At 66.7% G+C, this 23299-nt stretch carries 19 protein-coding genes; 6 read left to right on the top strand and 13 right to left on the bottom strand.

The genetic code is table 11. The annotated features are described in order from the left end of the window. Positions 1 to 63: 63 nt before the first annotated feature. The 7 genes from AC13FN_RS00955 to aptA all read right to left on the bottom strand — a co-directional run bounded on the left by AC13FN_RS00955 (position 64) and on the right by aptA (position 8630). Complete coding sequence (locus AC13FN_RS00955) at positions 64 to 393, bottom strand: DUF3325 domain-containing protein (RefSeq protein WP_054171367.1); 330 nt, start codon at positions 391 to 393, stop codon at positions 64 to 66. Next, entirely contained in the window at positions 390 to 2015 is a 1626-nt protein-coding gene (locus tag AC13FN_RS00950) for a PepSY-associated TM helix domain-containing protein (protein ID WP_482984300.1), read from the bottom strand. The genes AC13FN_RS00955 and AC13FN_RS00950 overlap by 4 nt, the downstream gene beginning before the upstream one ends. Then, on the bottom strand, positions 2012 to 2326 hold the full coding sequence (locus tag AC13FN_RS00945) for a DUF3649 domain-containing protein (protein WP_010486186.1): 315 nt from the start codon (positions 2324 to 2326) through the stop codon (positions 2012 to 2014). Before AC13FN_RS00945 ends, AC13FN_RS00950 begins: the two co-directional genes overlap by 4 nt. Positions 2327 to 2433: 107 nt before the next feature. After that, positions 2434 to 4632 (bottom strand): TonB-dependent siderophore receptor, encoded by a 2199-nt coding sequence (locus AC13FN_RS00940; RefSeq protein ID WP_482984301.1) that lies wholly within the window; start codon positions 4630 to 4632, stop codon positions 2434 to 2436. A gap of 292 nt (positions 4633 to 4924) precedes the next feature. Beyond that, a complete protein-coding gene (locus AC13FN_RS00935) occupies positions 4925 to 6211 on the bottom strand; it encodes a DUF445 domain-containing protein (protein ID WP_482984302.1) in 1287 nt (428 codons plus the stop codon). A 124-nt stretch (positions 6212 to 6335) separates the two neighbouring features. Beyond that, positions 6336 to 7214: a ParB N-terminal domain-containing protein gene (locus AC13FN_RS00930; RefSeq protein ID WP_109813790.1), complete on the bottom strand. Its 879-nt coding sequence runs from the start codon at positions 7212 to 7214 to the stop codon at positions 6336 to 6338. Between the two features lie 63 nt (positions 7215 to 7277). After that, the gene (gene aptA / locus AC13FN_RS00925) at positions 7278 to 8630 is read right to left on the bottom strand and encodes an omega-aminotransferase AptA (RefSeq protein ID WP_482984303.1); all 1353 of its coding nucleotides are present in this window, start codon (positions 8628 to 8630) and stop codon (positions 7278 to 7280) included. Positions 8631 to 8734: 104 nt separating this feature from the next. Between aptA and AC13FN_RS00920 the strand changes: the two genes are divergently transcribed. Beyond that, on the top strand, positions 8735 to 10231 hold the full coding sequence (locus AC13FN_RS00920; protein ID WP_109813791.1) for an aldehyde dehydrogenase: 1497 nt from the start codon (positions 8735 to 8737) through the stop codon (positions 10229 to 10231). A 145-nt stretch (positions 10232 to 10376) separates the two neighbouring features. On the opposite strand, the gene AC13FN_RS00915 is transcribed toward AC13FN_RS00920, so the two are convergent. Further along, on the bottom strand, positions 10377 to 11018 hold the full coding sequence (locus tag AC13FN_RS00915; RefSeq protein ID WP_482984304.1) for a hypothetical protein: 642 nt from the start codon (positions 11016 to 11018) through the stop codon (positions 10377 to 10379). A 147-nt stretch (positions 11019 to 11165) separates the two neighbouring features. Here AC13FN_RS00915 and AC13FN_RS00910 point away from each other — a divergent pair, with 147 nt between their 5' ends. Further along, positions 11166 to 12467 carry an MFS transporter gene (locus AC13FN_RS00910; protein WP_019337132.1) on the top strand — a complete coding sequence of 434 codons (1302 nt, stop codon included), beginning with the start codon at positions 11166 to 11168 and terminating at the stop codon, positions 12465 to 12467. Here AC13FN_RS00910 and AC13FN_RS00905 read toward each other — a convergent pair. Both AC13FN_RS00905 and AC13FN_RS00900 read right to left on the bottom strand, forming a co-directional pair. Then, complete coding sequence (locus AC13FN_RS00905) at positions 12448 to 12909, bottom strand: bacteriohemerythrin (RefSeq protein WP_004151683.1); 462 nt, start codon at positions 12907 to 12909, stop codon at positions 12448 to 12450. The two genes, AC13FN_RS00910 and AC13FN_RS00905, sit on opposite strands and share 20 nt — an antisense overlap. 85 nt (positions 12910 to 12994) lie before the next feature. Beyond that, the gene (locus AC13FN_RS00900; protein WP_010486178.1) at positions 12995 to 14338 is read right to left on the bottom strand and encodes a diguanylate cyclase; all 1344 of its coding nucleotides are present in this window, start codon (positions 14336 to 14338) and stop codon (positions 12995 to 12997) included. Between the two features lie 201 nt (positions 14339 to 14539). Between AC13FN_RS00900 and AC13FN_RS00895 the strand changes: the two genes are divergently transcribed. Further along, the gene (locus tag AC13FN_RS00895; RefSeq protein ID WP_224329155.1) at positions 14540 to 14926 is read left to right on the top strand and encodes a hypothetical protein; all 387 of its coding nucleotides are present in this window, start codon (positions 14540 to 14542) and stop codon (positions 14924 to 14926) included. 111 nt (positions 14927 to 15037) lie between these two features. On the opposite strand, the gene AC13FN_RS00890 is transcribed toward AC13FN_RS00895, so the two are convergent. Both AC13FN_RS00890 and AC13FN_RS00885 read right to left on the bottom strand, forming a co-directional pair. Next, complete coding sequence (locus AC13FN_RS00890) at positions 15038 to 16648, bottom strand: MASE1 domain-containing protein (protein ID WP_224329156.1); 1611 nt, start codon at positions 16646 to 16648, stop codon at positions 15038 to 15040. A 213-nt stretch (positions 16649 to 16861) separates the two neighbouring features. Next, positions 16862 to 18139 carry an NAD(P)/FAD-dependent oxidoreductase gene (locus AC13FN_RS00885; RefSeq protein ID WP_482984305.1) on the bottom strand — a complete coding sequence of 426 codons (1278 nt, stop codon included), beginning with the start codon at positions 18137 to 18139 and terminating at the stop codon, positions 16862 to 16864. A 161-nt stretch (positions 18140 to 18300) separates the two neighbouring features. Here AC13FN_RS00885 and AC13FN_RS00880 point away from each other — a divergent pair, with 161 nt between their 5' ends. The 3 genes from AC13FN_RS00880 to AC13FN_RS00870 all read left to right on the top strand — a co-directional run bounded on the left by AC13FN_RS00880 (position 18301) and on the right by AC13FN_RS00870 (position 21656). Next, complete coding sequence (locus tag AC13FN_RS00880; RefSeq protein ID WP_019337138.1) at positions 18301 to 19062, top strand: gamma-glutamyl-gamma-aminobutyrate hydrolase family protein; 762 nt, start codon at positions 18301 to 18303, stop codon at positions 19060 to 19062. After that, positions 19059 to 20456, top strand: coding sequence for a glutamine synthetase family protein (locus AC13FN_RS00875; protein WP_019337139.1), 1398 nt, complete (start codon positions 19059 to 19061; stop codon positions 20454 to 20456). The genes AC13FN_RS00880 and AC13FN_RS00875 overlap by 4 nt, the downstream gene beginning before the upstream one ends. A gap of 90 nt (positions 20457 to 20546) precedes the next feature. Continuing rightward, complete coding sequence (locus tag AC13FN_RS00870) at positions 20547 to 21656, top strand: polyamine ABC transporter substrate-binding protein (RefSeq protein WP_010486170.1); 1110 nt, start codon at positions 20547 to 20549, stop codon at positions 21654 to 21656. A 38-nt stretch (positions 21657 to 21694) separates the two neighbouring features. On the opposite strand, the gene AC13FN_RS00865 is transcribed toward AC13FN_RS00870, so the two are convergent. Next, a complete protein-coding gene (locus tag AC13FN_RS00865; RefSeq protein ID WP_482984306.1) occupies positions 21695 to 23101 on the bottom strand; it encodes a flavin-containing monooxygenase in 1407 nt (468 codons plus the stop codon). Between the last annotated feature and the right edge of the window lie 198 nt (positions 23102 to 23299).

The following is a 23299-nucleotide window of genomic DNA, read 5'->3' as shown; positions in this document are numbered from 1 at the left end:
TGCCGGCCGGCGGCCGGCACTACCCCGTCTGACCAGTAGATCCACGCCATGCGTGGATGGTGGTCACAGCAAAGCCACCAGCAGCCCGGCCACGGGCAACGCGATCGCCAGCGGCGCGATCCATTTCGGTCGGTACGGGTACAGTCCGAACGACAGCACCACGCCGCCCACGGTCATCACACCCAGCCACAGCACCGGGCCCATCGCCCAGCCGTGGTCGACCACGCACAACGCGAACGCCACCGTCAGCAGAGCCCAGCCCAGCACCCGCCATTGCGTGCGCCGTGCCGGGGGGGCTGCAGCCTTGCCGTGCAGGTCGTGCTGGTGCTTTTCCATCGCCAGCGACAGCGCGGTGAACGCGGAGAACGACAGGGTCAACGCCAGCAGCATCATGCGCTGGCCTCCGCTTCGGCGGATTCCGCCACGGCCTTGGGGGCAGCCGCCGCCGCCGCACGCTTCTTCTCGGCAGCAGACAGTGGTGGCGTCCAGCGCTGCATGCGCCAGCCGCACAACGCCAGCATCGCGCCGAAGGCGATCATCGACAGATCGAAGCCAGCCAACACCCAGTCCCCATTGCGCAGGGTGATGCCCAGGTGCGCGTGCGTGGTCAGTGCATTGACCACCGGCACCAGCGCGAACGCCGCCGCACCCAGATAGAGCTGCCACGCCCACATCATCCGCTTCGGCCAGATGAAAGCGGCCAGCAGCGCGCCGCCCCAAGCGTAGAAGAACACGTTGGCTTCCGCACTCGAGCGCTCGGCGATGTCCAGCGGCAGCAGGCGGTTGCCCCAGAAGTAGGCGGCAAAGGCGATCGGCAGGCCGGCCACGGTGCCGATGTTCAGCGCATCGACCAGGCGCAGGCCGAAGCCGATGCGGCCACTCTTGGCATGCTTGGGACGTTCCTTTACTGCCCACAGCACCACGCCGCTGGCCACCATCAGGCAGCCGACCAGGCCGGACAGGAAGAACAGTGCACGCAGGCCCCAGTCGGCAAAGCGTGCCAGATGCAGGCCGTACAGCACGCCGCGGGTGGCGGTGGCGCCACCGGAGGGCGGTGTTTCTTCCAGCAATGCACCGCTGACCATGTCGTAGCGCACGGCCGGGGTGTCGGTGGACAGGCGCTTGCCATCACGCTGGCGGATGTCGATCACCGCATTGGCCGCGCCCGGGTTGGACACGGTGAAGCCGGCCACTTCCACGCCGTGCCAATGCGCACGCGCGCTGTCCAGCAGCTGCGCGATCGGCAGCGGTGTTGCGCGGCCTTCGGCCGGCGCGGTCACCTCCGGCATACCGCCAAAGGCTTCGCTGAAGAACTTGTCCTCGTCCTGTGGGTAGGCGACTTTCACCCCCCACGGCAGGTACATGATCATCAGGGTGACGATGCCGGTGTAGGTGATCATCGCGTGGTAGGGCAGGGCCATCACCGCGCTGACGTTGTGGAAATCGAGCCAGGAGCGCAGGCCCTTGTCCTTGCGGAAGGTGAAGAAGTCCTTGAAGATTTTCTTGTGGGTGATGACGCCGGTGATGATCGCCACCAGCATGAACATCGCGCAGAAGCCGACCAGGTAGCGCGCCCACAGCACCGGGATGTAGTGCAGGTCGAAGTGCAGGCGGTAGAAGAAGTCGCCGCCACGGGTCTCGCGCGCCTTCAATGCCTGGCCGGTGTTCGGGTCCAAAGTGGCGTCGCCGAAGCCACCGCGGCGGCCACGGCTGGGGTCGGCCAGTTCCGGCGGCAGCCGCCAGAACATCTGCATGGCCGGGTTGCGCGGCTGCGGCAGGGTGACGAACCAGTTCTCGGCCTGCGTGGCGTTGGCCTGCAGGTAGTCCACCGCGCGCTGCGCGGCGACGTCGATGCTGACGTTGCTGGAGGGCAGCTCCGGGCGCATCCAGCGGCTGATTTCTTCGCGGTAGTAGCTGGCCGTGCCGGCCATGAAAATCAGCAGCAGCAACCAACCGACCAGCAGGCCGGTCCAAGTGTGCAGCCAGGCCATCGACTGGCGGAATCCGTTCTTCATGCCCAGGCCCCCAGCATGCGCGCGATGGCAGCCATCAGCAGGGCGGGAGCGAGAATGCCGACCCACGCACGCAGCGCGCTGCGGGTGGCGAACGCCCACAGCGCCGCGCAGGCGGCGACCAGAATCGCCAGCAGCATGCCGGTCAGCACGGTCTGGCCGCGCGCGCCAGGCAGCGCCACCGCGCAGAACACGCTGGTCACCGAGGCCAGCGCGTAGCCGCCGAAGATTGCAGCCAACGAGCGTGACAGCACGCCCCAGCGCGGGTTGGAGAAGAAGGTGCGGGGGCTGGCGGTTGCGGGCGAGCGGTCCACGGCATTCCTGCAGGATTCAGTGAAAAGGGGACCGGCGCACCGCAGTGCGCCGGGGTTGGCCATCCGTGGCCGGGCGCTGGTCGCAGAACCAGCGCCGTCCATCGGGTTCAGAGCTTCCAGCGCAGCGTCACGGTGACATTGCGTGGTTCGCCCCAGTACACGCCGTTGTAGAAACCGACGTTGTTGAAGTACTTCTTGTCCAGCAGGTTGTTGATGTTCAGTTGGGCGCTGAAATTTTCGTTGAAGCGGTAGCCACCGGCGAGGTTGACCAGGTAGAAGGCGTCCTGGGTGATGTTGGCCTTGCTGCGATCCGCCTTGGTGCTGGTGTTCCAGATACGGCTCTGCCAGGTCACGCCACCACCGAGCCAGACGCGGCCTTCGATGCCGCCGGGGCGCCAGCTGGTGTTGAGGCGGAGCGTGTCCTGCGGGGTCGTAGTCCGCTGCAGCACGCCATCCTTGTTGCGGATGACGGTGTGGGCGAAGCCTGCCGAGACGTTCCACTCCTCGCCGATGCTGCCCTGGGTTTCGATCTCCCAGCCCTTGACCTTGTTGCCCTTGGCGGTGGAGCGGTAGGCCTGCTCTCCGCCGGGCAGCGAGTTGGCTGGAACCGAATCATCCATCTCGGCAATGTTGTCCTGCTTGCCCTCGAATACGGCGGCGGAGGCATTGAGCAGGCCGCCGAAGAATTCCGCTTTGACGCCCGCTTCGTACATGTTGCCGACTATGGGCTCCAGGTAGTTGCCGTTGCGGTCGCGGTAGCCCTGCGGCTTGAAGATGTCGGTGTAGCTGACGTAGGCGCTGAACGTCGAGTTGAAGTCGTAGATCAGGCCGGCATACGGGGTGAGCGTATCGTCGGGCTTGTAGCCGCTGCGCTTGGTGCCAGTGCGGTTGCCGGCGGCGTCGTAGGAATACTCCCACGTGCGGGTTTCCCAGCTGCCGTAGCGTGCGCCGACCACGGCCAGCAGCGGGTCGGCAAGCCGCAGGCGCGCGGCGAGGTAGGCGGCACGCTGGCGCAGCTCATCCTGTGATGACAGGCGGCCGAGACGGGTGACCGGCAACACCGGGACGTTGCCGGTCCAGTGCCGCCAGTCAGGCACCTTCGCATAGGCCGTGTCGTAGTTGAAATCCATAGCTTCCGATTCGCCCTTGCGAACCGATTGGCCCAGGCCGAATACAAGCTCATGCTCGCGACCGAACAGCTTGAACGGCCCCCCCACGTTGACGTCGAACACGTCCATCGTGCTGTGCTGGTTGAAGTGCGAGATGTAGGCCGTTATGCCGGTGCCGTCCGCGCGCGGATTGCCGGCCGCACCGTACCAGACGCTGCCGTCGGTATCGCGCACCGCATGGCTGACGTTGCCCTTCGCTGACCAGCCGTTGCCCAGCTGCTGCTCCAGGCGCGCGAAGCTGGTCTTCTCCACGATCGGCCACGCGCTCCACGACGCGGACAGGTTGGTCGAGCGCGGCAGGTTGGCCGGCGCGCCATCGGCGCCCCAGTACGGCACCACACCCCAGGTCACGCCGGTGGTGCGCGGCGACTGGTATTCGTAACCCACCTCGAACAGTGTGCTGTCACTCAGGTCGGCCTGGACAATGCCGTAGAACACGTCCTTGTCCAGTGCGTAGACATCGCGGAAGGAATCACTCTGCTGCTTGGCGGCCACGATGCGTGCACGGATGCGGCCGTCCCAGGCGATGGGGCCGCCAATATCGGCTTCCAGGCGCCGGTTGCTCCAGCGGCCGAGGGTCAGGTTGGCACCCATCTGGAAGGTGTCGGTCGGACGCTTGCGGATCATGCTGATGGTGCCGGACGGATCGCCCGCGCCAGTGGTCAGGCCGGTGGCACCGCGGATCACTTCGATTCGCTCGTAGATGACGTTGTCGGTGTTGGTCTTGACCGAGCCACCGAACGTATTGAGCATGCCATCGACCTGGAAGTTTTCGATGGTGTAGCCGCGCGAGACATAGTTGATGCGCTCGCTGTCGGTGACCGACACGCTGACGCCGGTGACTTGGCCCATCACGTCCGACAACGAGAACAGGCCCATGTCATCCAGGCGCTGTCGGGTCAGCACCGTCACCGACTGCGGTGTCTCGCGCAGTGACAGGTCAAGCTTGGTCGCACTGCGCGCGCCCTTGACCGTGTAGCTGTTGGGAATCTCGCCATCGGCGGTCACCTTCACGGTGTCCAGCGTGCGCGCGGAGGATTCGGCGGTGCCGTCGGCGTGGGCCAGCGGGGCGATCATCAGTGCGGTCACGGCCAGGGCCAGCAGAGTGGGACGAGGGAGGTTCAGCGGCGTTGCCATCGGTGCGATTCCATGCAGGACGAAACAGGCGATGGAATGCGCAGACACAGCAGCCATGCGCTTCGCGCACGTCGCCCAGCGAGTCCCATCGACGGTGCGCCACCCGCTTGGTGCGGGCGACCCGGTAGTCGGGGGATGTACACGGGCGAAGGGGCGGGTAGGTGCGTGCTTCCGTGCCCCGCTTGGCTAAGCGTACAACCGATCGGCAAATGATAGGCATTCGCATTTCGTTAATCAAGCGTGACGAACTCCGCCCTCCACGCAGGGCGTGGATCGACTGCCGGATGGGTTCCTAGAACCTGAACACTACTGTCGCCGCATGCAGCAGCAGGCCGATCAGGCCACCTACCAGGGTGCCGTTGAAGCGGATGAACTGCAGGTCGCGACCCACACTCAGTTCCAGCTGCTCGACCAGGTGCCGCTCGTCCCAGCCCTTCACGGTCTGCGCGATATGCGTGGTCACGCCCTCGCGCAGGCGCCCGGTCAGGCGCTGCGCACCTTCCAGCAGGTGCTGGTTGAGGGCCTCGCGCAGGGCCGGGTCGGCCTGCAGGCTGCTGCCCAGCGACGCCAGGCTGCGCTGCAGGTGGCCGACCAGTGCCGAGTCCTCGCGTTGCAGGTCGGCGCGCAGGCTGGCATGGATGCGCGCCCACAGCCCCTGCACGTAGTCCTGCAGGGCGGGGTGGTCGATCATGTCCTGCTTGAGCTGTTCGATGCGCTCGGCCAGCGCCGGGTCTTCGCGCAGGCGCTGCACGTAGTTCTGCAGCCAGGTCTCATAGTCCTGGCGCAGCGGATGCTGCGGCTCGGCCAGCACCTGTTGCAGTTCTTCCAGTACCGCCCGCGCCAGGCGCTCGGCCAGGCTGTCGCCGATCTCGTCGATCGGCTTGACCCAGTTCACCGTGCTCGACAGCGTCGGCCATTCGCGCTGGATGTAGCGCACGATCAGCTGCGAGGCGCGTTCCTTCACCTCCGGCTGCTCCAGCCAGCGCCCCAGCCGCTGCAGGCCCTCGTCCAGCACGCGCTGGTGGCGTCCATCGGCGGTCAGCAGGGCCAGCAGTTCACCGGCGGTGGCAGCGGCATTCCACTGCCGCAGCTGCTGCACCACGAAGGCGTGCAGTTGCCGGCGTACCGCGGTTTCGTCGAAGAAATCCAGCGCCTGCAGGGCCCAGCCGCGGGCCATGTCGGCCAGCATCCGCGAGCGCGCCGGGTCGGCCAGCCAGCTGCCGAGGCGGCTGGCTGGATCGAATACCTGCAGCTTGGCCAGCAGCACACCTGGCTCCAGGAACTGGTCGCGCACGAACAGCGCCAGGCTGTCGCCGATGCGTTCCTTGCTGCGCGGGATGATCGCGGTGTGCGGGATCGGCAGGCCCATCGGCCGCCGGAACAGGGCGACGACCGCGAACCAGTCGGCCAGTGCGCCCACGGCAGCGGCTTCGCAGAAGGCCGAGACCCAGGCCCAGATACCGCGCTCGCCCTGCCAGTGGCTGACTGCGAAACCGGCCAGCATCAACAGCAACAGGCCCAGCGCGAGGGCTTTCAGGCGCCGCAGCTGAGCGCGGCGCGGATCGTGGGCAGGCGTCATGCGGAAAGTCTAACCGCAGCCCGGTGACGCCTGTCTGTAGAGCCGAGCCCATGCTCGGCTGCCTTGCGCGTGGCAAAGAGCAGCCGAGCATGGGCTCGGCTCTACAGAAGCGCGTCGAGAGCGCTTAGAGCGCTTCCAGCTGCTTGCGCAGCGCGGCCAGCTGCGCGCGCAGGGTGTCGTTCTCGCGGGTCAGCGCGACCACGCGACGGCGCAGGGCCGGTGCATCCTCGCCCAGCTGTTCCAGTGCCGACAGAACCTCGGCATCGCGGCTGGCCACCTCGTCCTCGCTGGGTTCTTCGAAATCCATCTCGGCTGGTTCAGGCTTCGGTGCGCGCGGCTTGCGCTTGGAATCACGCACGCGCTTGGCGGCCTGCTTCAGCTCGTCCTTGCCACCGGCGGCGGCAGCGCGCTGCTCGTCTTCCGGCAGGTCGGCCACAGCCGCAGCGGCGCTGATCGAGATCACGCCGGCCTTCACCGCTTCCACCACCTCGGCCGCAGCCTGGGCGTGGATGCGCTCGATCATGCCGACCTGGCTGGTGCTCAGCTTGGCCTCGCGGGCCAGCTCGGCGCGGCTGATCTTCGGCGCCGGTTCCCACGGCGGGCTGTCCTCACCCGCGTCTTCGACGACGTCGGCGGTGCCGTCGCTCTCGCGCTGCAGCTGGGCCTGCTCGACCTGCTTGCGGGCGGCCAGGATGTCGCGCTTGCGCAGCGCCAGCACACCGCGCTGGAAATCGGACACGCTGCGGCGGCCCAGGTGCTGCTCGATCATCCACAGGTGCACGTCTTCCATGCTCTGGAAGCGGGTGTTCTGCACGGTGTTGAAGGGCAGTCCGTGCTTCTGGCAGATGCCGAAACGGTTGTGGCCATCGACCAGCACATCACCCCACAGCACCAGCGCATCGCGGCAGCCTTCGGCCAGGATGCTGCGCTCCAGCGCGTCATGTTCGTCCGCGGTCAGCGGGTCGATATAGGCCTTGAGTTCTTCTTTGACGACGATATCCATGGGCACGGCAGCGAGCAGGAGCGGAACCGCCCATTGTACCCGCTCGCCACCGCCGGCCCGGGCTCAGGCGGTGGCCCGGATCATCTCGCCCAGGGTGCCGGTGATCTGGTCGATCTGTGCCTTGTCCACGATCAGTGGCGGCGACAGCGCGATGATGTCGCCGGTGCAGCGCACCAGCAACCGGCCGTCATGGAAGCAGCGCCGGAACACCTCGTAGCCACGGCTGCCGGGAGCATCGCGGCGCGGTGCCAGCTCGACCGCGCCGACCAGCCCGAAGTTGCGGATGTCGATCACGTTGGGCAGGCCCTGCAGCGCATGCAGCCGTTCCTGCCAGTACTCGCCCAGCTCGATGGCGCGCTCGAACAGGCGCTCCTCGGCGTAGACGTCCAGCGTCGCCAGCGCTGCGGCGCAGGCCAGCGGGTGGCCGGAATGGGTATAGCCATGGAACAGCTCGATGGCCTGCGGCGGTGCCTGCATCAGCGTGGTATGCACGGCGTCGCTGGCCAGCACGCCACCCAGAGGCACCGCGCCGTTGCTGACCGCCTTGGCAAAGGTCAGCAGGTCCGGGGTGACCCCGAAGCGTTGCGCGGCGAACGGCATGCCAACCCGGCCGAAGCCGGTGATGACCTCATCGAACACCAGCAGGATGCCGTGGTGGTCGCACAGCTCGCGCAGGCGCTGCAGGTAGCCGGGTGCGGGCAGGATCACCCCGGCGGAGCCGGCGATGGGCTCGACGAAGACGGCGGCAATCGTCGAGGCGTCGTGCAGCGTGATCAGTCTTTCCAGGTCGTCGGCCAGTTCCGCGCCCTGGCGCGGCAGGCCCTTGCTGAACGCATTGCGCGGCAGGTCCAGGGTGTGGCGCAGGTGGTCCACGCCGCCCAGTTGCAGGCCGAACGCCCTGCGGTTGTTGGGCAGCCCCCCCAGTGCCATGCCGCCGAAACCGACGCCGTGATAGGCCTTCTCGCGGCTGATGAAATGGGTGCGCTGGCCCTCGCCACGCTGGCGGTGGTAGGCCAGCACGATCTTCATCGCGGTATCCACCGCCTCGGAACCGGAGCTGGTGAAGAACACGTGGTTGAGCGGGCCCGGCGCCAGTGCAGCCAGCCGCTGCGCCAGCGCGAAGGCCGGCGGCGAGCCCATCTGGAAGGCCGGCGAATAGTCGAGGGTGCGTGCCTGCTCGACGATAGCCTCGACAATGCGTGGGCGGGCATGGCCGGCGTTGCAGCACCACAGGCCGGCAGTGCCATCGAGGATCTGGCGGCCGTCGACATCCTCATAGTGCATGCCTTCGGCGCGCACCAGCATGCGTGGTGCCGCCTTGTACTGGCGGTTGGCGGTGAACGGCATCCAGTACGCGTCCAGTGACTCGGGGCGCTGGGTGGCCAGGTCGTGCAGGTCGCTTTCGGGACGCTTCATGCCAGCTCCGTCGGGTCCGATGCGACGAATGTAGCGCAGCCGCGTCACGGCGGAGTCGCGGCGGTCCCGGTATAACCAAGGCTCGTTGAATGTTGGAGCTTCCCATGGCTGATTTCCCCGACCGTAGCCATTGGCAGGCGCTGGCCCTCCAGCTGTCGATGCCGGGCCAGGCCTTCATCGACGGCCGCTATGTCGATGCCGCCAGTGGCGCCCGCTTCGACTGCATCAGCCCGATCGACGGTCGCGTGCTGGTTGCGGTTGCCGACTGCGACGCGCAGGATGTCGAGCGCGCGGTCCTGGCCGCGCGACGCAGCTTCGAGGCGGGCCACTGGTCGCAGGCCACTCCGGCCCATCGCAAGCGCGTGTTGCTGGCGCTGGCGGCATTGGTGGAAGCGCACGCCGATGAACTGGCCCTGCTGGAAACCCTGGACATGGGCAAGCCGGTGCGTGACGCGCGCCGTATCGACCTGCCCGGCGTGGTGCGCTGCCTGCGCTGGACCGCTGAAGCGGTGGACAAGCTGTACGGCGAGGTCGCGCCCACCGGCCCGCACGAGCTGGGGCTGGTCACGCGTGAGGCCGCTGGCGTAGTGGCGGCCATCGTGCCATGGAACTTCCCGCTGTTGATGGCGTGCTGGAAGATCGCACCGGCCTTGGCCATGGGCAACTCGGTGGTGCTCAAGCCTTCCGAGCGGTCACCGCTGAGTGCGCTGCGGCTGGCCGCACTGGCCGCCGAGGCGGGCCTGCCGGAGGGCGTACTGAACGTGTTGCCGGGCCACGGTGCGCGCGTCGGTGAACCGTTGGCCCTGCACATGGACGTGGACGTGCTGGCCTTCACCGGTTCCAGTGCCACCGGCGCGAAACTGCTGGAGCATTCCGGGCGATCCAACCTCAAGCGGGTCTGGCTGGAATGCGGTGGCAAGAGCCCGCATGTGGTGTTCGCCGACGCCCCCGATCTGGACGTCGTCGCCAAGGCGGTGGCACAGGGCATCTTCTTCAACCAGGGCGAAGTCTGTACTGCCGGCTCCCGGCTGCTGGTCCAGCGCTCGATCCGCGAGGATTTCGTGCATCAGGTGATCGCCCATGGCCAGCACATGCAGCCGCAGCATCCGCTGGAGGCCGATGCACCGATGGGCGCACTGGTCGATGCCGCGCATCTGGACAAGGTGATGGACGATATCGCACGCGCAGAAGGCGAGGGCGCGCGGCTGCTGCTGGGTGGGCGACGGGCCGAGGTCGAGGCCGGCGGCAGCTATGTGCAGCCGACAGTGTTCGACCAGGTGCGCCCGGAGCAGGCCTTGGCTCGTGAGGAAGTATTCGGGCCGGTGCTGGCCGTACTCGGCTTCGACGACGAGGCCGAAGCGGTGCGCCTGGCCAATGACAGCCGCTACGGCCTGGCCGCGGGTCTGTGGACGCGTGATCTCAGCCGCGCCCATCGGGTCGCGCGGCAGTTGCGCGCGGGTAGTGTCTGGGTGAACGGCTGGGATGGTGGCGACATGACCGCCCCGTTTGGTGGTTACAAGCAGTCCGGCAATGGGCGGGACAAGTCGCTGCATGCGTTCGACAAGTACAGCGAGATCAAGGCTACCTGGATCCAGTTGTGACGACGCGATTGCTGGATGGCTGTTCGCTCTTTGTAGAGTCGAGCCATGCTCGACTGCCGTTCGTTCTTCTGTAGCGCCGAGCCATGCTCGGCTGCGTCTCGGCAAGAGCAGTCGAGCATGGCTCGACTCTACAAAGGCGTGCCCGCTACCGGCAGCGGGTGCTCACCTGCAGCACTGCCGCACGCAGCATGTCGCGGTCGGCTTCTTCGACGGCGTTCTGGAAATAGTCCATGTCCTGCTTGCCCAGCTCGCACGGGTCGACGATGTACCCCGGTGGCCACAACCCCAGCAGCTGCGCCACGCCATGCACGATCTGCTCGGGGGTCATCTGCCGACGGATCCGGAAGTAATTGCGGTGCGGCCCGAACGCGGGATGGACCTCGCGGCGGCCGATCAGGCGGGGAGTGATACCTGCGGCGCTGATGCCGTCACCACCGTCGATGCTGCCCGCAGGCAGACTCAGGATCAGTGGCGCCACCGCAGCCGCGTTCTCTGCGGCAGGCTGGGCGCTGTCTGCCTGCGCAACCGGGGCCGGGCGGGGCATCACCGATGCGGCCGGACGCGTCATCTGTGCGGAGGGCAAGGTGGGCTGCTTGGCTACCGGCGTCGGCAGTTCCGGTGGCAGCCAACGCAGCAAGATCCGTGGGCCGTCGTCGCTGCGCAGTTCGATCCGGCCGCTGTCCAGCAGCCACAGAGCGAGCCCGCCATGCACCAGCAGTACCACCAGCCACGCCGCCATGCGCGGCAGCTTCGGCGAATCGGACCACGACAGCGCGACTGCAGTCATTGGCAAAGCATCCATGCAGGGACCGGTGGCGCAGACTAGCGGGCGGCCCGAAAAATTCCGTTGGCATCGGTGTCGGCTGAAACCATCGCCCCGTGTGGCCATCGGCCCGTGGCAGAATCGGGCGATCCGCCGTTACCCGTGTTGCCGATGTCGACGATCACCGCTGCCGCGCCGCCCGTGAATTCCCCCAGTCGAGTCCTGCTGGCCAGCCTGATCGGCACCACCATCGAGTTCTTCGATTTCTACATCTACGCCACGGCTGCAGTGCTGGTGTTCCCGCACCTGTTCTTCCCGGACAGCAGTGAACAGGCGGCGCTGCTGCAGTCACTGGCAACGTTTGCGGTCGCGTTCATCGCGCGCCCGGTGGGCTCGGCGGTGTTCGGCCACTTCGGTGACCGCATCGGCCGCAAGGCCACACTGGTGGCCGCGCTGCTGACCATGGGCCTGTCCACGGTGCTGATCGGCCTGCTGCCCACCCATGCCCAGATCGGCCTGTGGGCCCCGGCGCTGCTGGCGCTGTGCCGCTTCGGCCAGGGTCTGGGCCTGGGCGGGGAATGGGGCGGGGCGGTGCTGCTGGCCACCGAGAACGCACCGCCGGGCAAGCGCGCCTGGTACGGCATGTTCCCGCAGCTGGGCGCACCGCTCGGCTTTCTGCTGTCGGCCGGCATCTTCCTCGTGCTTGGCCGCTGCCTGAGCCAGGACGACTTCCTGCAGTGGGGCTGGCGTATTCCGTTCGTGGCCAGCGCGCTGCTGGTCGGCCTTGGCCTGTGGGTGCGCCTGAACATCCACGAGACACCCGATTTCAAGAAGGCGCTGGAGCGCAAGGCGCCGGTGCGGCTGCCGATGTGGACGGTGCTGCGTGACCATCCGGTGCCCATGCTGCTGGGCACCCTGGGCGCGTTCGCCACCTTCGTGCTGTTCTACCTGATGACGGTGTTCAGTCTCGGCCATGGCACTGCGGTGCTGGGCTACAGCCGCGAGCAGTTCCTGCTGATGCAGATGGCCGGCATGCTGTTCTTCGCACTGGGCATCCCGCTGTCGGCGCGCTATGGCGACCGGTGGGGCACGCGGCGCACGATGATCGTCGCCAGCGTACTGATCGTCGGCTTCGGTGTGCTGTTCGCGCCGCTGTTCCAGCCGCACAGCCCGTGGCTGGTCACCGGCTTTCTGTGCCTGGGCCTGTTCCTGATGGGCTTGACCTACGGCCCCTGCGGCACCTTCCTGGCCGAGATCTACCCGGTGGAGGTGCGCTATACCGGCGCGTCGCTGTCATTCAACCTGGCCGGCATCCTCGGTGCGGCACCGGCGCCGTACCTGGCCACCTGGCTGGCCGAACGCTTCGGCCTGGTCGCGGTGGGCTACTACCTGTGCCTGACCGCGGTGGCGACCCTGTGCGCGCTGGTGGCACTGCACCGGCGCGCGCTGCAGCTCAACCAAAGAAGCGCTTGAGCGTGCGCCCCAGCCAACCGCCGCCCTGGTGTTCGCGGGCGAACTGGTTCAGGTGCGCCTTGACCTGTTCGGCATAGGCCTGGTCATCACCGCGGATGTGGTTGAACAGCCAGCGCGAGAGCATGGTCCGCAGTTCATCGCTGATGTCCTCGCCGGCCTGGAAGCGCATGCGGTATTCCGATACCCGCTTGATGAAGACCTCATGCACGCGCTTGTGCGCGGCACAGAATGGATAGCCCGCTTCCTCCATCAGCTCTTCCTCGAACGCGAAGTGCGACATGGTGTAGTCCACCACCTCATCGATCACCTCACCCACCGCCGCACGCTGCATGCTGGCCTGGGCCACGTGCAGGTGGTTGAGCATCTCGATGATGCGGCGGTGTTGTTGGTCGATCACATCGATGCCGATGTTCAGATCGTCCTGCCAGACCAGTAGTGCCATCCCCGGCTCCCCTTCATGCGTATGTCGGGGCCGACTGTAGAACTGCCGCGCGGGTGCGGCGTTGATCTGGATCAAAGCGGGCCGGTCAGGGCAGGGCAGGCTCGCGTGGGCGCAGCGGGCTGGCCACCGTGGTGCAGCTGACCCGGTTGCGGCCACCGGCCTTGGCCAGGTACAGCTGGCGGTCGGCCTCGGAGATCAACCGGTGCAGTGCATCACGCTGCGGGCGCAGGCAGCACAGGCCGATGCTCACGGTCATGCGCAGGGTGGCGGTGCCGATGTCCACTTCCAGCGCGGCGATGCGCTGGCGCAGTTCCTCGAAGTACAGCAGCGCCTCGTCCTGTTCCATGTCCGGCACCAGCAGGCAGAACTCCTCGCCACCGAAACGTGCGATCAGGTCCTGGCTGCGCGCATGTGCGGCCACCGCGCCGGCCACCGCACGCAGTGCATCGTCGCCGGCTTCATGGCCATGGGTGTCATTGATGTGCTTGAAGTGGTCGATGTCGATCATCGCCACCGCCACGCACTGGCCATGCAGCTGCAGCTGCGGCAGCTGGCGCTGGCTCTGCTCCAGGAAGCAGCGGCGGTTGGGCAGGCCGGTCAGGAAGTCGCGGGTGGCCAGATCCTGCAGGGTGCCGATCAGTTCCAGCTGGTCCACGTTCTGCGAGACGCGGCAGAAGAATTCCTCGCGCGAAAAGGGTTTTCGCAGGAAATCGTTGGCGCCGTTCTTCAGGAAGCGCGGGATCAGCGAGGCATCGGTATTGCCGGAGATGCCAATCACCGCCACCTTGTCGCGCGAGCGCAGGGTGCGCAGGCGACGGGTGAACTCCACGCCCTGCATGCCGGGCATTTCCTGGTCGACCACCGCCAGGCGGATCGCCGGGTGCGCCTCGATCGCAGCCAGGCCCTCGTTGCCGTCGGCGGCTTCATGCACCTCATGGCCGTACATGCGCAGCAGGGCCGCAGCATAGCCACGCGCGGACGGCGAATCGTCCACCACCAGCGCGGCGATGCGGCGGTTGCGTTCCAGCCGCTGCACCAGCCACACCAGGTAGTCGATGCTGCCGGGGGTGTTCTTCAGCACGTAGTCGATGATCTGCTGCTGCAGCACGCGCTTGCGCAGGTCCTCGTCGTACACGCCGCTGACCACCACCGTTGGCAGGTCGCGCTTCAGGAAGAACTCGACCACCGCATCACGGTCGCCGTCGGCCAGCACCAGCCCGGTCAGCACCAGGAACCAGCCGCCACCTTCGCCGAGCAGGCGATCGGCCTCGGCGAGGGTGGAAGCGATCACCACCGGCAGTTCCAGACGCTGTTCGATGGCTTCGCGCAGCATGCCGGTGAACGCACGGGAATTTTCGACCAGCAGGATCCGCTGTGGCAGGGGATCGGCCAGGTCGCCATCGACGGCGGCCTGCGGCAGGACGGGCATGATGCGGTGGCTCACGAAGGAGGGCTCGGCACGGATAGCGGCGGTTTCGGGCGTAACTTTAGGACGAAAACGTCCGTGCTCGTCGTTTGGCCCATTGCTCAGATGGGAAGCGGTTAGTATCAGCTGGAGGTTCTCGATTTCAACTTCGACCTGGAGGTCACTGTGCGATTTTCATGTTTTGGTGCGGCTACTGGATTTCTGATGCTTGCCGCTGCCCCGGCAATCGCGGGCGGTCCCTCGGATTTTCATGGAAAGCCATTGGCCACGGCTGGGTTGGGGCAGGCCAGTCCGGCTGCGGTCAATCTCAGCCAGGACCCCAGCTGGCAACTGTATGGATTCCAGCGTGATGGCATTACCTATTTGCAGGTGAACGACCTCCTCGGAAACGTGCAGCTGATTATCGGCAACGCAGGGGGGACCTACTGGGTGCTGCCGGCAGGCAACAATGCGACCAAGGTTTCGCTGCCCCAGCAGAAGATCCAGATACCGGCAGGCGCCAGCCGCTCGCAGATCTACAGCGGCAGCGATTTTTCGCTGGTGCGTTATCGTAGTGGCGGCGAGGTCATCTGGTCGGTTGAAACACCGTAAAGACGTAGAAGTGCGCAGCGGTGTCGGGATATCCTGCGCCGCTGCGCTTGCCGCGATGAACGCGGCAGAGGGCGATTATTGTAGGGCCGGCCCTTTGGCGGACACCGGCCATCAGATCTGGGTCTGCGAGTTTCCCTGCCCGGAGATGGTCACGTGATCCATAGCGTTGAACGATGCAATGCCGATGGCGGCGGAGTCACCCGTCTCCACCATCGCCATCCGTATCCGATTCCGATGGCACTGCACTGTTCCGCCATAGGCAATCGTGCGGCCAGCCAAGCGCTCGACCGTGGCGGTGACGGTTGACGGTGACAGGCTGCGGTATGAATCCAGCAGTGCGACCGTCATCAGGATGCCGCGGCGTCCTCCTCTCCTGCCGCAACGCACGCGGATGCTGATCTGACCGGATTCACTGTTGATCAACAGCGAAACGGCATCGGTGAGGGCGCGATAGGCGGCCAGCTGCAGGCCGACACTGAGCTGACAGGGATCGCCGAGCAATCGAGGGCGCATCACGCGATGGCTCAGGTCCCAGGTTTCGCGTACGCCGCCGGCCTGGAGGGCGACGTAGAGCCCAAGATGTTCCAGTGCTGCGGGATAGACCATGCTGGTTTGTTCGCGGAACTGTCGCGAATGGACCGAAGCCATATGCAGGAGACTGTTCGCTATCGTGGGATGGCCATGCGCATTGAGCCAATTCACCACCTCGCTGAGCGAGGTGTCGATGCCGTCCCCCAGCTTCCTCAGGTGTCGCGCGCGCTCACGGAGATCAAGCTCGCTTGCCACCAGTGAATTGCGCGCGTGCTTGAGCGCATCTCTTTCACCCACTTCGCCCAATCGCGAACGGTGGTAGTAGTGGGTGATGCGCGACCCTAACACCAGCAGTGCAGCGCCGGTGACCGCCATGATCTGCTGGGTCGCGAACGCAGCTGGATCGAACGCACCCGTGTAGGGGCTTGGGGTGGTCAGGCCAATGATCAAGTTGAGCGACGGTACTCCGATCGCCGCACCTCGCCAGCCATACAGACAGGTGAGCACGACGACCGGCAGCGCCATCAGCAGCTGCATCGATGTCTTGGCGTTGGCTTCGTCCAAGGGCAGCTGTGCGGCATACAGGCCAATTATGGCCATCAGCGTCAGGGCAGCGAGTGCAGGCGGGGCGAAACCTGATGTCCAACGGGCGTTGCCGGTCCGGCGTGTCCACAGCAACGCAAGCGGTGCAAGGGTCAGTATGCCGATGAAGTCGCCAACGACCAGGCGCGCGATGCTCGCAAGTACCGGCATCTCCGGAGGTGTCGGCCACAGAAGGTGTGCCAACATCAGATTGAGCGCCGTGACCACCAGTGCCGAAGCCGCCGCGACTGAAATCAGCCATGCATTCTTCGTGGTCACCATCATTTTCCGGTGCAGATGCACGATCAGCATCACTGCAGGCATCAGCAGTGCCGAACCAAGCACTATCCAGGCCAGTCCATACTTCTCGATCATTGGCACGCGCATCTGCGCAAAGTAGGCGTATTCGCCCAGCAGCAGGTACGGCCACCATCGAGGCGGGAACAACAGCACCGCAGCCACGCGGACGCCGGCGGGCAGGTAGAACTGGTCGAGCGACAACTGGCGAGACGCCCAGCATGCGATGGCGTACAACAGCGCAAGGACCAGCCCCGCCGGGCGGATACGCAACTTCAACTGCAGGCCTTCATTCCACCAGTTCAATCGCACATCTCCCTCTAGTACGTTCCCTGTCAGCATCCATTCGCCGCGGGACCCGGTTCTGAGGGACGGTATCGGCATGAAATAGATAATGCAATTGCCGATGCGATCTGCCGATCAAATGAGAATTCCGTCACGCCCTTCTGGATGAGTGCTCTTCACATGCTGTGGAGGTCCAGGAATTGCCAGTTCTTCGGAATCTCTCCGTGTCAGCTCACTGTTTCACCACAACGCATCCCGCAGCTTGTACCACGACATCGCCGCCACCAGCAGCGGCGTGCGCAGCAGCCGGCCGCCGGGGAAGGGGGCATGCCGCAGGCGCTGGAACACGTCCAGGCGCTCGCTCTGGCCGGCAATCGCGGCGGCGATCACCTCCCCGGCCAGCCCGGCGGCGGCGACCCCGTGCCCAGAGAACCCCTGCGCGAAGTACAGGTTGCCGTCCAGCCGGCCCCAATGCGGGGCGCGGTTGCGGGTGATGTCCACGTAGCCGCCCCAGACCTGTTCCAGCGCCACGTCGGCCAGCTGCGGGAACACCTGGTGCATGCGCCGCTGCATCACCCCGCGCAGGCCGGGCGGGGGCAGTGCTGAATAGCTGGCACGGCCACCAAACAGCAGGCGGTGGTCGTGGCTGAGACGGAAGTAGTCCAGTGCCCAGGCGGTGTCGGCCACGGCCATGTTGTTGCCGATCAGGGCATGGGCGCGCTCGGCACCCAGCGGCGCGCTGGCGCCGATATAGGTGCCGACCGGCATGATCCGCCGTTCCAGCTCGGGCAGCAGGCCCTGCAGCCAGGCGTTGCCGGCCACCACCAGATGCGCGGCGCGCACGCTTCCCTGCGCGGTATGCAGGGTGGGCTGCGGTCCGCGCTGCACGCGGGTCACTGCGGAGTTCTCGTGGATCACCGCGCCGGCCGCACGCGCCGCATCGGCCAGTCCGCGGGCATAGGCCAGGGGCTGCAGATGCGCGCTGAGCGGATCGAACATCGCGGCGCGGTAGCGCGGGCTGTCCAGCTGTGCGCGCAGGGCATCACGGTCCCACCACTGCATGGGGTAGTCGTAGTGGCGTTGCAGATGCTCGCAGTTGGCCCGCAGGTCGCGCTCATGGCGTTCGCGGATGGCGACGCTGGCGTGGCCTTCCACCCAATGGCAGTCGATGCCGTGGCGATCGATGCGTGTGCGCATTGCCTGCACCGCGTCGCGTGACCAGTCGAACAGGTGGCGCGCATCATCACGACCGAGCTGACGCTCCAGTTCGTCCACCTCGCAGCCATAGCCGACCAGCGCCTGGCCACCATTGCGGCCGGACGCGCCCCAACCGATCCGCTGCGCCTCCAGCACCACCACACGCTGGCCACGTGAGGCCAGTTCCAGGGCCGCGGTCAGGCCGGTGTAGCCCGCACCAAGCACTGCGACATCGGCCTGAACCTCGCCCTGCAGCGGGGGCAGCGCGGGTGGTTCGGGCAGGCTGGCGGCATACCAGCTGGGCGGGAACGCGGCACTCACCGCAGGCCTCGCGGGCGCAGTGCGGGAGAGGAGAGCGGGGGAGGACGATCAGCATTCACCCAAGTAGTTTCGCCGATGCGTGAGGGCTGTGGTGTGACGGCACCGACTTGCCGCCTTCGCCGGGCGACGGGTAACGTGTCGGCACGTCAAGGAGTTTTTCCATGCGCCGCCTGCCCTGGGTGGGCCTGCCCACCGACAGTACCGTGCTCGGCCATCACCGCTTCGCGGTGGCCGGCGAGAAGTACGTGCGCGCGCTGGCCGAGTCCGCCGAAGTGACCCCGGTGGTACTGCCGAGCCTGCAGCCTCCTTTGCCGGCTGGCGACTGGCTGCAGGGGCTTGATGGCCTGCTGTTGACCGGCGCGGTCAGCAACATCGAACCGCAGCACTACGAGGGCGGTCGCAGCTGGCCGGGCAATCCGCATGACCCGGCCCGTGATGCCAATGCGTTCGCGTTGCTGCGTGAGGCTTTGGCGCAGGATGTTCCGGTACTGGCGATCTGCCGCGGCTTCCAGGAACTGAACGTCGCGCTGGGTGGCAGCCTGCATCCGCAGGTGCATGCGGTGCCGGGCCTGTCCGATCATCGCGAAGACCCGCAGGCGCCGGTGGAGGTGCAGTACGGACCGGCCCACGCGGTTACCCTGGTTGCCGATGGCTGGCTGGCGCAGTGGCACGGCAGTGACCGGGCGCAGGTCAATTCGGTGCACGGGCAGGGCATTGCCCGCCTCGCGCAGGGTCTGCAGGTCGAGGCCGTGGCTGATGATGGACTGGTCGAGGCGGCGCGCAGCCTGCACCATCGTTTCGTGCTCGGCGTACAGTGGCACCCGGAGTGGCGTGTCATGCAGGCGCCGTTCTATCACGCTATTTTCCGTGCGTTCGGCCAAGCTTGCCGGCAGCACCAACAGAACCGACTGGATTCCCGATGAGTTCCCGAACGCGCCCGCGCAAGACGGCCACGCCCCCCGCACCGCAGGAAAGCAGCCTGCTGCGCTGGCTGAAGGAGCGGCGCATCACCGAGGTCGAATGCCTGGTGCCGGACATCACCGGCAACGCGCGCGGCAAGATCATTCCCGCCGACAAGTTCTCGCACGACTACGGCACGCGGCTGCCCGAAGGCATCTTCGCCACCACCGTCACCGGCGAGTTCCCTGATGACTACTACGAGCTGACCTCGCCGTCGGACTCGGACATGATGCTGCGCCCCGATCCGGACACGGTGCGCATGGTGCCGTGGGCGGCCGATGCCACCGCGCAGGTCATCCACGATTGCTATACGAAGAACGGTGAGCCACACGAACTGGCACCGCGCAATGTGCTGCGCCGCGTGCTGGCAGCCTACGCCGAGCTGGGCCTGCGCCCGGTGGTGGCGCCGGAGCTGGAGTTCTTCCTGGTGCAGAAGAACACCGACCCGGACTTCCCGCTGCTGCCACCGGCCGGCCGCTCCGGGCGCCCGGAAACCGCGCGGCAGTCGTACTCGATCGACGCGGTCAACGAATTCGACCCGATCCTCGACCTGATGTACGACTACGCCGATGCGATGAAGCTGGACGTGGACACGCTGATCCACGAATCCGGCGCAGCGCAGCTGGAGGTGAACTTCACCCACGCCGATGCGATGGACCTGGCCGACCAGGTGTTCCTGTTCAAGCGCACCATGCGCGAGGCAGCGATGCGCCACGGGGTGTATGCCACCTTCCTGGCCAAGCCGATGGAGAACGAGCCGGGCAGCGCCATGCACATCCACCAGAGCCTGGTGCGGGTGAGCGATGGCAGCAATGTGTTCGCCGGCGAGACCCATGCCGAAGGCGAGTTCAGCCCGGTGTTCGGCCACTACCTGGGCGGCCTGCAGAAGTACGTGCCGCAGGCAATGGCGTTCTTCGCGCCGAATGTGAATTCCTATCGGCGACTGGTGTTCGGCGAGGTCTCGCCGAGCAACGTGCACTGGGGCTATGACAACCGCACCTGCGGGCTGCGCGTGCCGCTGGATACGCCTGAGAACATGCGCGTGGAAAGCCGCTTCGCCGGCTCCGACGCCAACCCCTACCTGGCGATGGCCGCGACCCTGGCCTGCGGCCTGCTGGGCATCCGTGAGCGGCTGGCACCGGACGCACCGGTCACCGGCAGTGCCAAGGAACTGGGCTACAACCTGCCGCGCTCGCTGGGCGAAGCGCTGGACGGGCTGGAGCAGTGCAGCGAGCTGCAGGCGCTGCTGGGCGAGCGCTTCTGCCGCGCCTACATCTCGGTCAAGCGCAAGGAATACGAGACCTTCTTCCGCGTCATCAGCTCGTGGGAGCGCGAGTTCCTGCTGCTGAACGTCTGAGCATCTGGAATAGAAAAATCCGCCGCCGGGGGGTAGGCTGGCACCCGTTGCCGGCCCCGCCGGCCCCCTTTCCGCATTCTGGAGCACCCGATGAAGCTGCGTATCCTCACGCTCGGCCTGGCCTCCGCCATGCTTGCCGCCTGCAGCGGTGGCAACGGCGGCGCGCAGGACAGCCAGGTCCTGAACGTCTACAACTACAGCGATTACATCGCCGAGGACACCATCCCGACCTTCGAGAAGGAGAGCGGCATCAAGGTGACCTACGATGTGTTCGACAGTGATGAGATGGTCGAGACCAAGCTGCTGGCCGGCAACAGTGGCTACGACGTGGTGGTGCCGACGCTGAACTTCTTCGGCCGCCAGATCCAGGCCGGCGTGTTCCTGCCGCTGGACAAGAGCAAGATCCCGAACCTGGCCAACCTCGATCCGGCGGTGATGAAGCGCATCGCCACCCAGGACCCGGGCAACCAGTACGGCGTGCCGTACATGATCGGCACCACCGGCATCGGCTACAACGTGGACATGCTGAAGCAGCGCTTCGGCGGCAGCACCGACATCGCCAACAGCTGGGACCTGGTGTTCAAGCCGGAGAACATCAGCAAGATGAAGGACTGCGGCGTGACCATCCTGGACACGCCGGCGGACATGATTCCGATCGCGCTGCATTACCTGGGCCTGGACCCGCACAGCGGTGACCCGGCCGAGCTGCAGAAGGCGGCCGACCTGCTGAAGTCGATCCGCCCGTACGTGCAGAATTTCCACTCCTCGCAGTACGTGGGTTCGCTGGCCAACGGTGGAACCTGCCTGGTGGTCGGCTGGTCGGGTGACATCATCCAGGCCCGCGACCGCGCCGAGGAAGCCAGCAACGGCGTGCACGTGGCCTATTCGATCCCGAAGGAAGGCGCCCCGCAGTGGTTCGACATGCTGGCGATCCCGAAGGATGCCAAGCACCCGGAAGCCGCGTACGCGTTCATCAACTATCTGCTGCAGCCGAAGGTTGCCGCGGCCAACACCAACTTCATCCACTACGCCAACCCGGTGCCGACTGCGACCCCGCTGGTGGATGAGGCGATCCGTACCGACCCGACCATCTACCCGCCGGCCGATGTGGCCGAGAAGATGTTCACGTACTCGATCAACACGCCGGAGACCGACAAGCTCTACACCCGGCTGTGGACCGAGGTGAAGACCGGCCGCTGAGCTGGTCTGGCGCCGCCGGGCCTTGCCCGGCGGCTCCCTTACCCTGCGCCGAAGCCTGTACTCCCGCTTCGGCCCAGGTGCCGCAGGATGGCCGGCAGCAGGTCGCGTGCATCGCGGCCGCCGTTGCACAGGAACGACGAACTCATCCGCTGCAGGTTGTGCATGCCGATGAAGAACAACCCCGGCTGCGGTGAAACACCGAACTCGCCGAGCGGATAGCCGTGTGCATCCAGCGCGCCCTGCACGTCCAGCCACGGCCATTCGGCGACGAAACCGGTGGCCAGCACCACCGAGCGTATGTCTGCGGCCTGCAGATCCAGCTCGCACGGGGACGGTTCCGGCTCCCAGTGCAGGTAGACCTCTTCGGGAATGTAGCGGGCATCGTCGGTGCGCGGTTCGGGCCGCGTTGCGTAGTACGCGCTGGCCAGCGAATCGAGATAGGCATATTCGGCCCGAGTGACCTCGATCGCGGTGCGCAGCTGCGGGCGGACATCGGCAAAGCGGGCGGTGTTTCCACTGATTTCCTGCAACCGGCCCAGCAACCTGATGCCTGCGCGGTGCATCGCCAGCAGGCTGATCGAGCTGCCCCGGCCGCCGCTTCCCTTGCCCGAGATCAGCGGAAACTCCGCGGTGCGGGCCCTGCGCAGCGCATCCGGTTCTCCGGCCAGTACGGCGGCCGCTTCACTCACATGCTGGTGGATGCGCCCGGCCATGTCCCACCAGGTCATCGAGTCCTTCCCGCGCAGCCGGCGGGTGTGCGAGTGACGCTGGGCCAGTGACCAGTACACGCTGCGACCGCTGTCGCGCAGGTCCTGGGCGATCTGCGCGCCGGACTGGCCGCCGCCGATGACCAACACCGCGCCCTCGGGTAGCAGGCCGGGACTGCGGTAGTCACCCGAGTGCAGCACGGTGAGGCCTGGTGCGGGTGCGAATGGGGCCCGGGGCATCCGCGCGCGGCGGTATTCACCGGTGGCGACCACCACTGCGCGGGCATGGATCGGCCCCTCACTGCTGTCGATGGCATAGCCACCGGACTCGGGCCCGACCCGGTGGACCACGCACCCCTCGCTGATCGGCAGGGAACGCTCGTGGGCATACTCGCGGAGGTGCCGGATCACCTCCGGGGCGCCCATGAAGCCTTCCGGGTCATCGCCGGCATAGGCATGACCGTGCAGGGCCATCGTCGCGTTGGCGGTGTTGGTCTGGAACGACTCCCAGCGCCGTTGCCAGCTGGCGCCCACGGTTTCGGCCTCCAGCACGCGATGCTCGACGCCGGCCTCCTGCAGGAGCGCGCTGAGCGACAACCCGGCCTGGCCGGCGCCGATGATGACCAGTGGCAGCCTTGCGGGCAGGGAGCCCGGCAGGCGGGGCGGGAAGGGGGAGGGGGAGGGGCTGTCCGGGGGAATCACCAGTGTGGGTCCATGCAAGGCCTTGATCCGAGGCATTGCGCGGGGAATGTCCTTGGCTTTCAACGGATCCCGTTCTGAAAAATGTTGCAGATCGGGCTGCCGCCCGTGGTGTCTGGTCGGGACGGCCGCCCGGGCGTCGAAGAGAGCCCGGGCCTTCCGGCGGACAGGCCAGCATGGCGGGGGAAAACCGACACCCCTCGAGGCCCCGAGGCCGCTCACCGGCCGGTTCCACCT

Source organism: Stenotrophomonas sp. 115C5 (assembly GCF_056861055.1).
The sequence above is the reverse complement of the archived record's forward strand: the minus strand, read 5'-3'. Positions and strand labels throughout refer to the sequence as shown.

Bases quoted from the DNA above. Each gene is read 5' to 3' on its own strand.
- AC13FN_RS00955 (WP_054171367.1), bottom strand. From the start codon at position 393: ATGATGCTGCTGGCGTTGACCCTGTCGTTCTCCGCGTTCACCGCGCTG.
- AC13FN_RS00950 (WP_482984300.1), bottom strand. From the start codon at position 2,015: ATGAAGAACGGATTCCGCCAGTCGATGGCCTGGCTGCACACTTGGACC.
- AC13FN_RS00940 (WP_482984301.1), bottom strand. From the start codon at position 4,632: ATGGCAACGCCGCTGAACCTCCCTCGTCCCACTCTGCTGGCCCTGGCC.
- AC13FN_RS00935 (WP_482984302.1), bottom strand. From the start codon at position 6,211: ATGACGCCTGCCCACGATCCGCGCCGCGCTCAGCTGCGGCGCCTGAAA.
- AC13FN_RS00930 (WP_109813790.1), bottom strand. From the start codon at position 7,214: ATGGATATCGTCGTCAAAGAAGAACTCAAGGCCTATATCGACCCGCTG.
- aptA (WP_482984303.1), bottom strand. From the start codon at position 8,630: ATGAAGCGTCCCGAAAGCGACCTGCACGACCTGGCCACCCAGCGCCCC.
- AC13FN_RS00920 (WP_109813791.1), top strand. From the start codon at position 8,735: ATGGCTGATTTCCCCGACCGTAGCCATTGGCAGGCGCTGGCCCTCCAG.
- AC13FN_RS00915 (WP_482984304.1), bottom strand. From the start codon at position 11,018: ATGACTGCAGTCGCGCTGTCGTGGTCCGATTCGCCGAAGCTGCCGCGC.
- AC13FN_RS00910 (WP_019337132.1), top strand. From the start codon at position 11,166: ATGTCGACGATCACCGCTGCCGCGCCGCCCGTGAATTCCCCCAGTCGA.
- AC13FN_RS00905 (WP_004151683.1), bottom strand. From the start codon at position 12,909: ATGGCACTACTGGTCTGGCAGGACGATCTGAACATCGGCATCGATGTG.
- AC13FN_RS00900 (WP_010486178.1), bottom strand. From the start codon at position 14,338: ATGCCCGTCCTGCCGCAGGCCGCCGTCGATGGCGACCTGGCCGATCCC.
- AC13FN_RS00895 (WP_224329155.1), top strand. From the start codon at position 14,540: ATGCTTGCCGCTGCCCCGGCAATCGCGGGCGGTCCCTCGGATTTTCAT.
- AC13FN_RS00880 (WP_019337138.1), top strand. From the start codon at position 18,301: ATGCGCCGCCTGCCCTGGGTGGGCCTGCCCACCGACAGTACCGTGCTC.
- AC13FN_RS00875 (WP_019337139.1), top strand. From the start codon at position 19,059: ATGAGTTCCCGAACGCGCCCGCGCAAGACGGCCACGCCCCCCGCACCG.
- AC13FN_RS00870 (WP_010486170.1), top strand. From the start codon at position 20,547: ATGAAGCTGCGTATCCTCACGCTCGGCCTGGCCTCCGCCATGCTTGCC.
- AC13FN_RS00865 (WP_482984306.1), bottom strand. From the start codon at position 23,101: ATGCCTCGGATCAAGGCCTTGCATGGACCCACACTGGTGATTCCCCCG.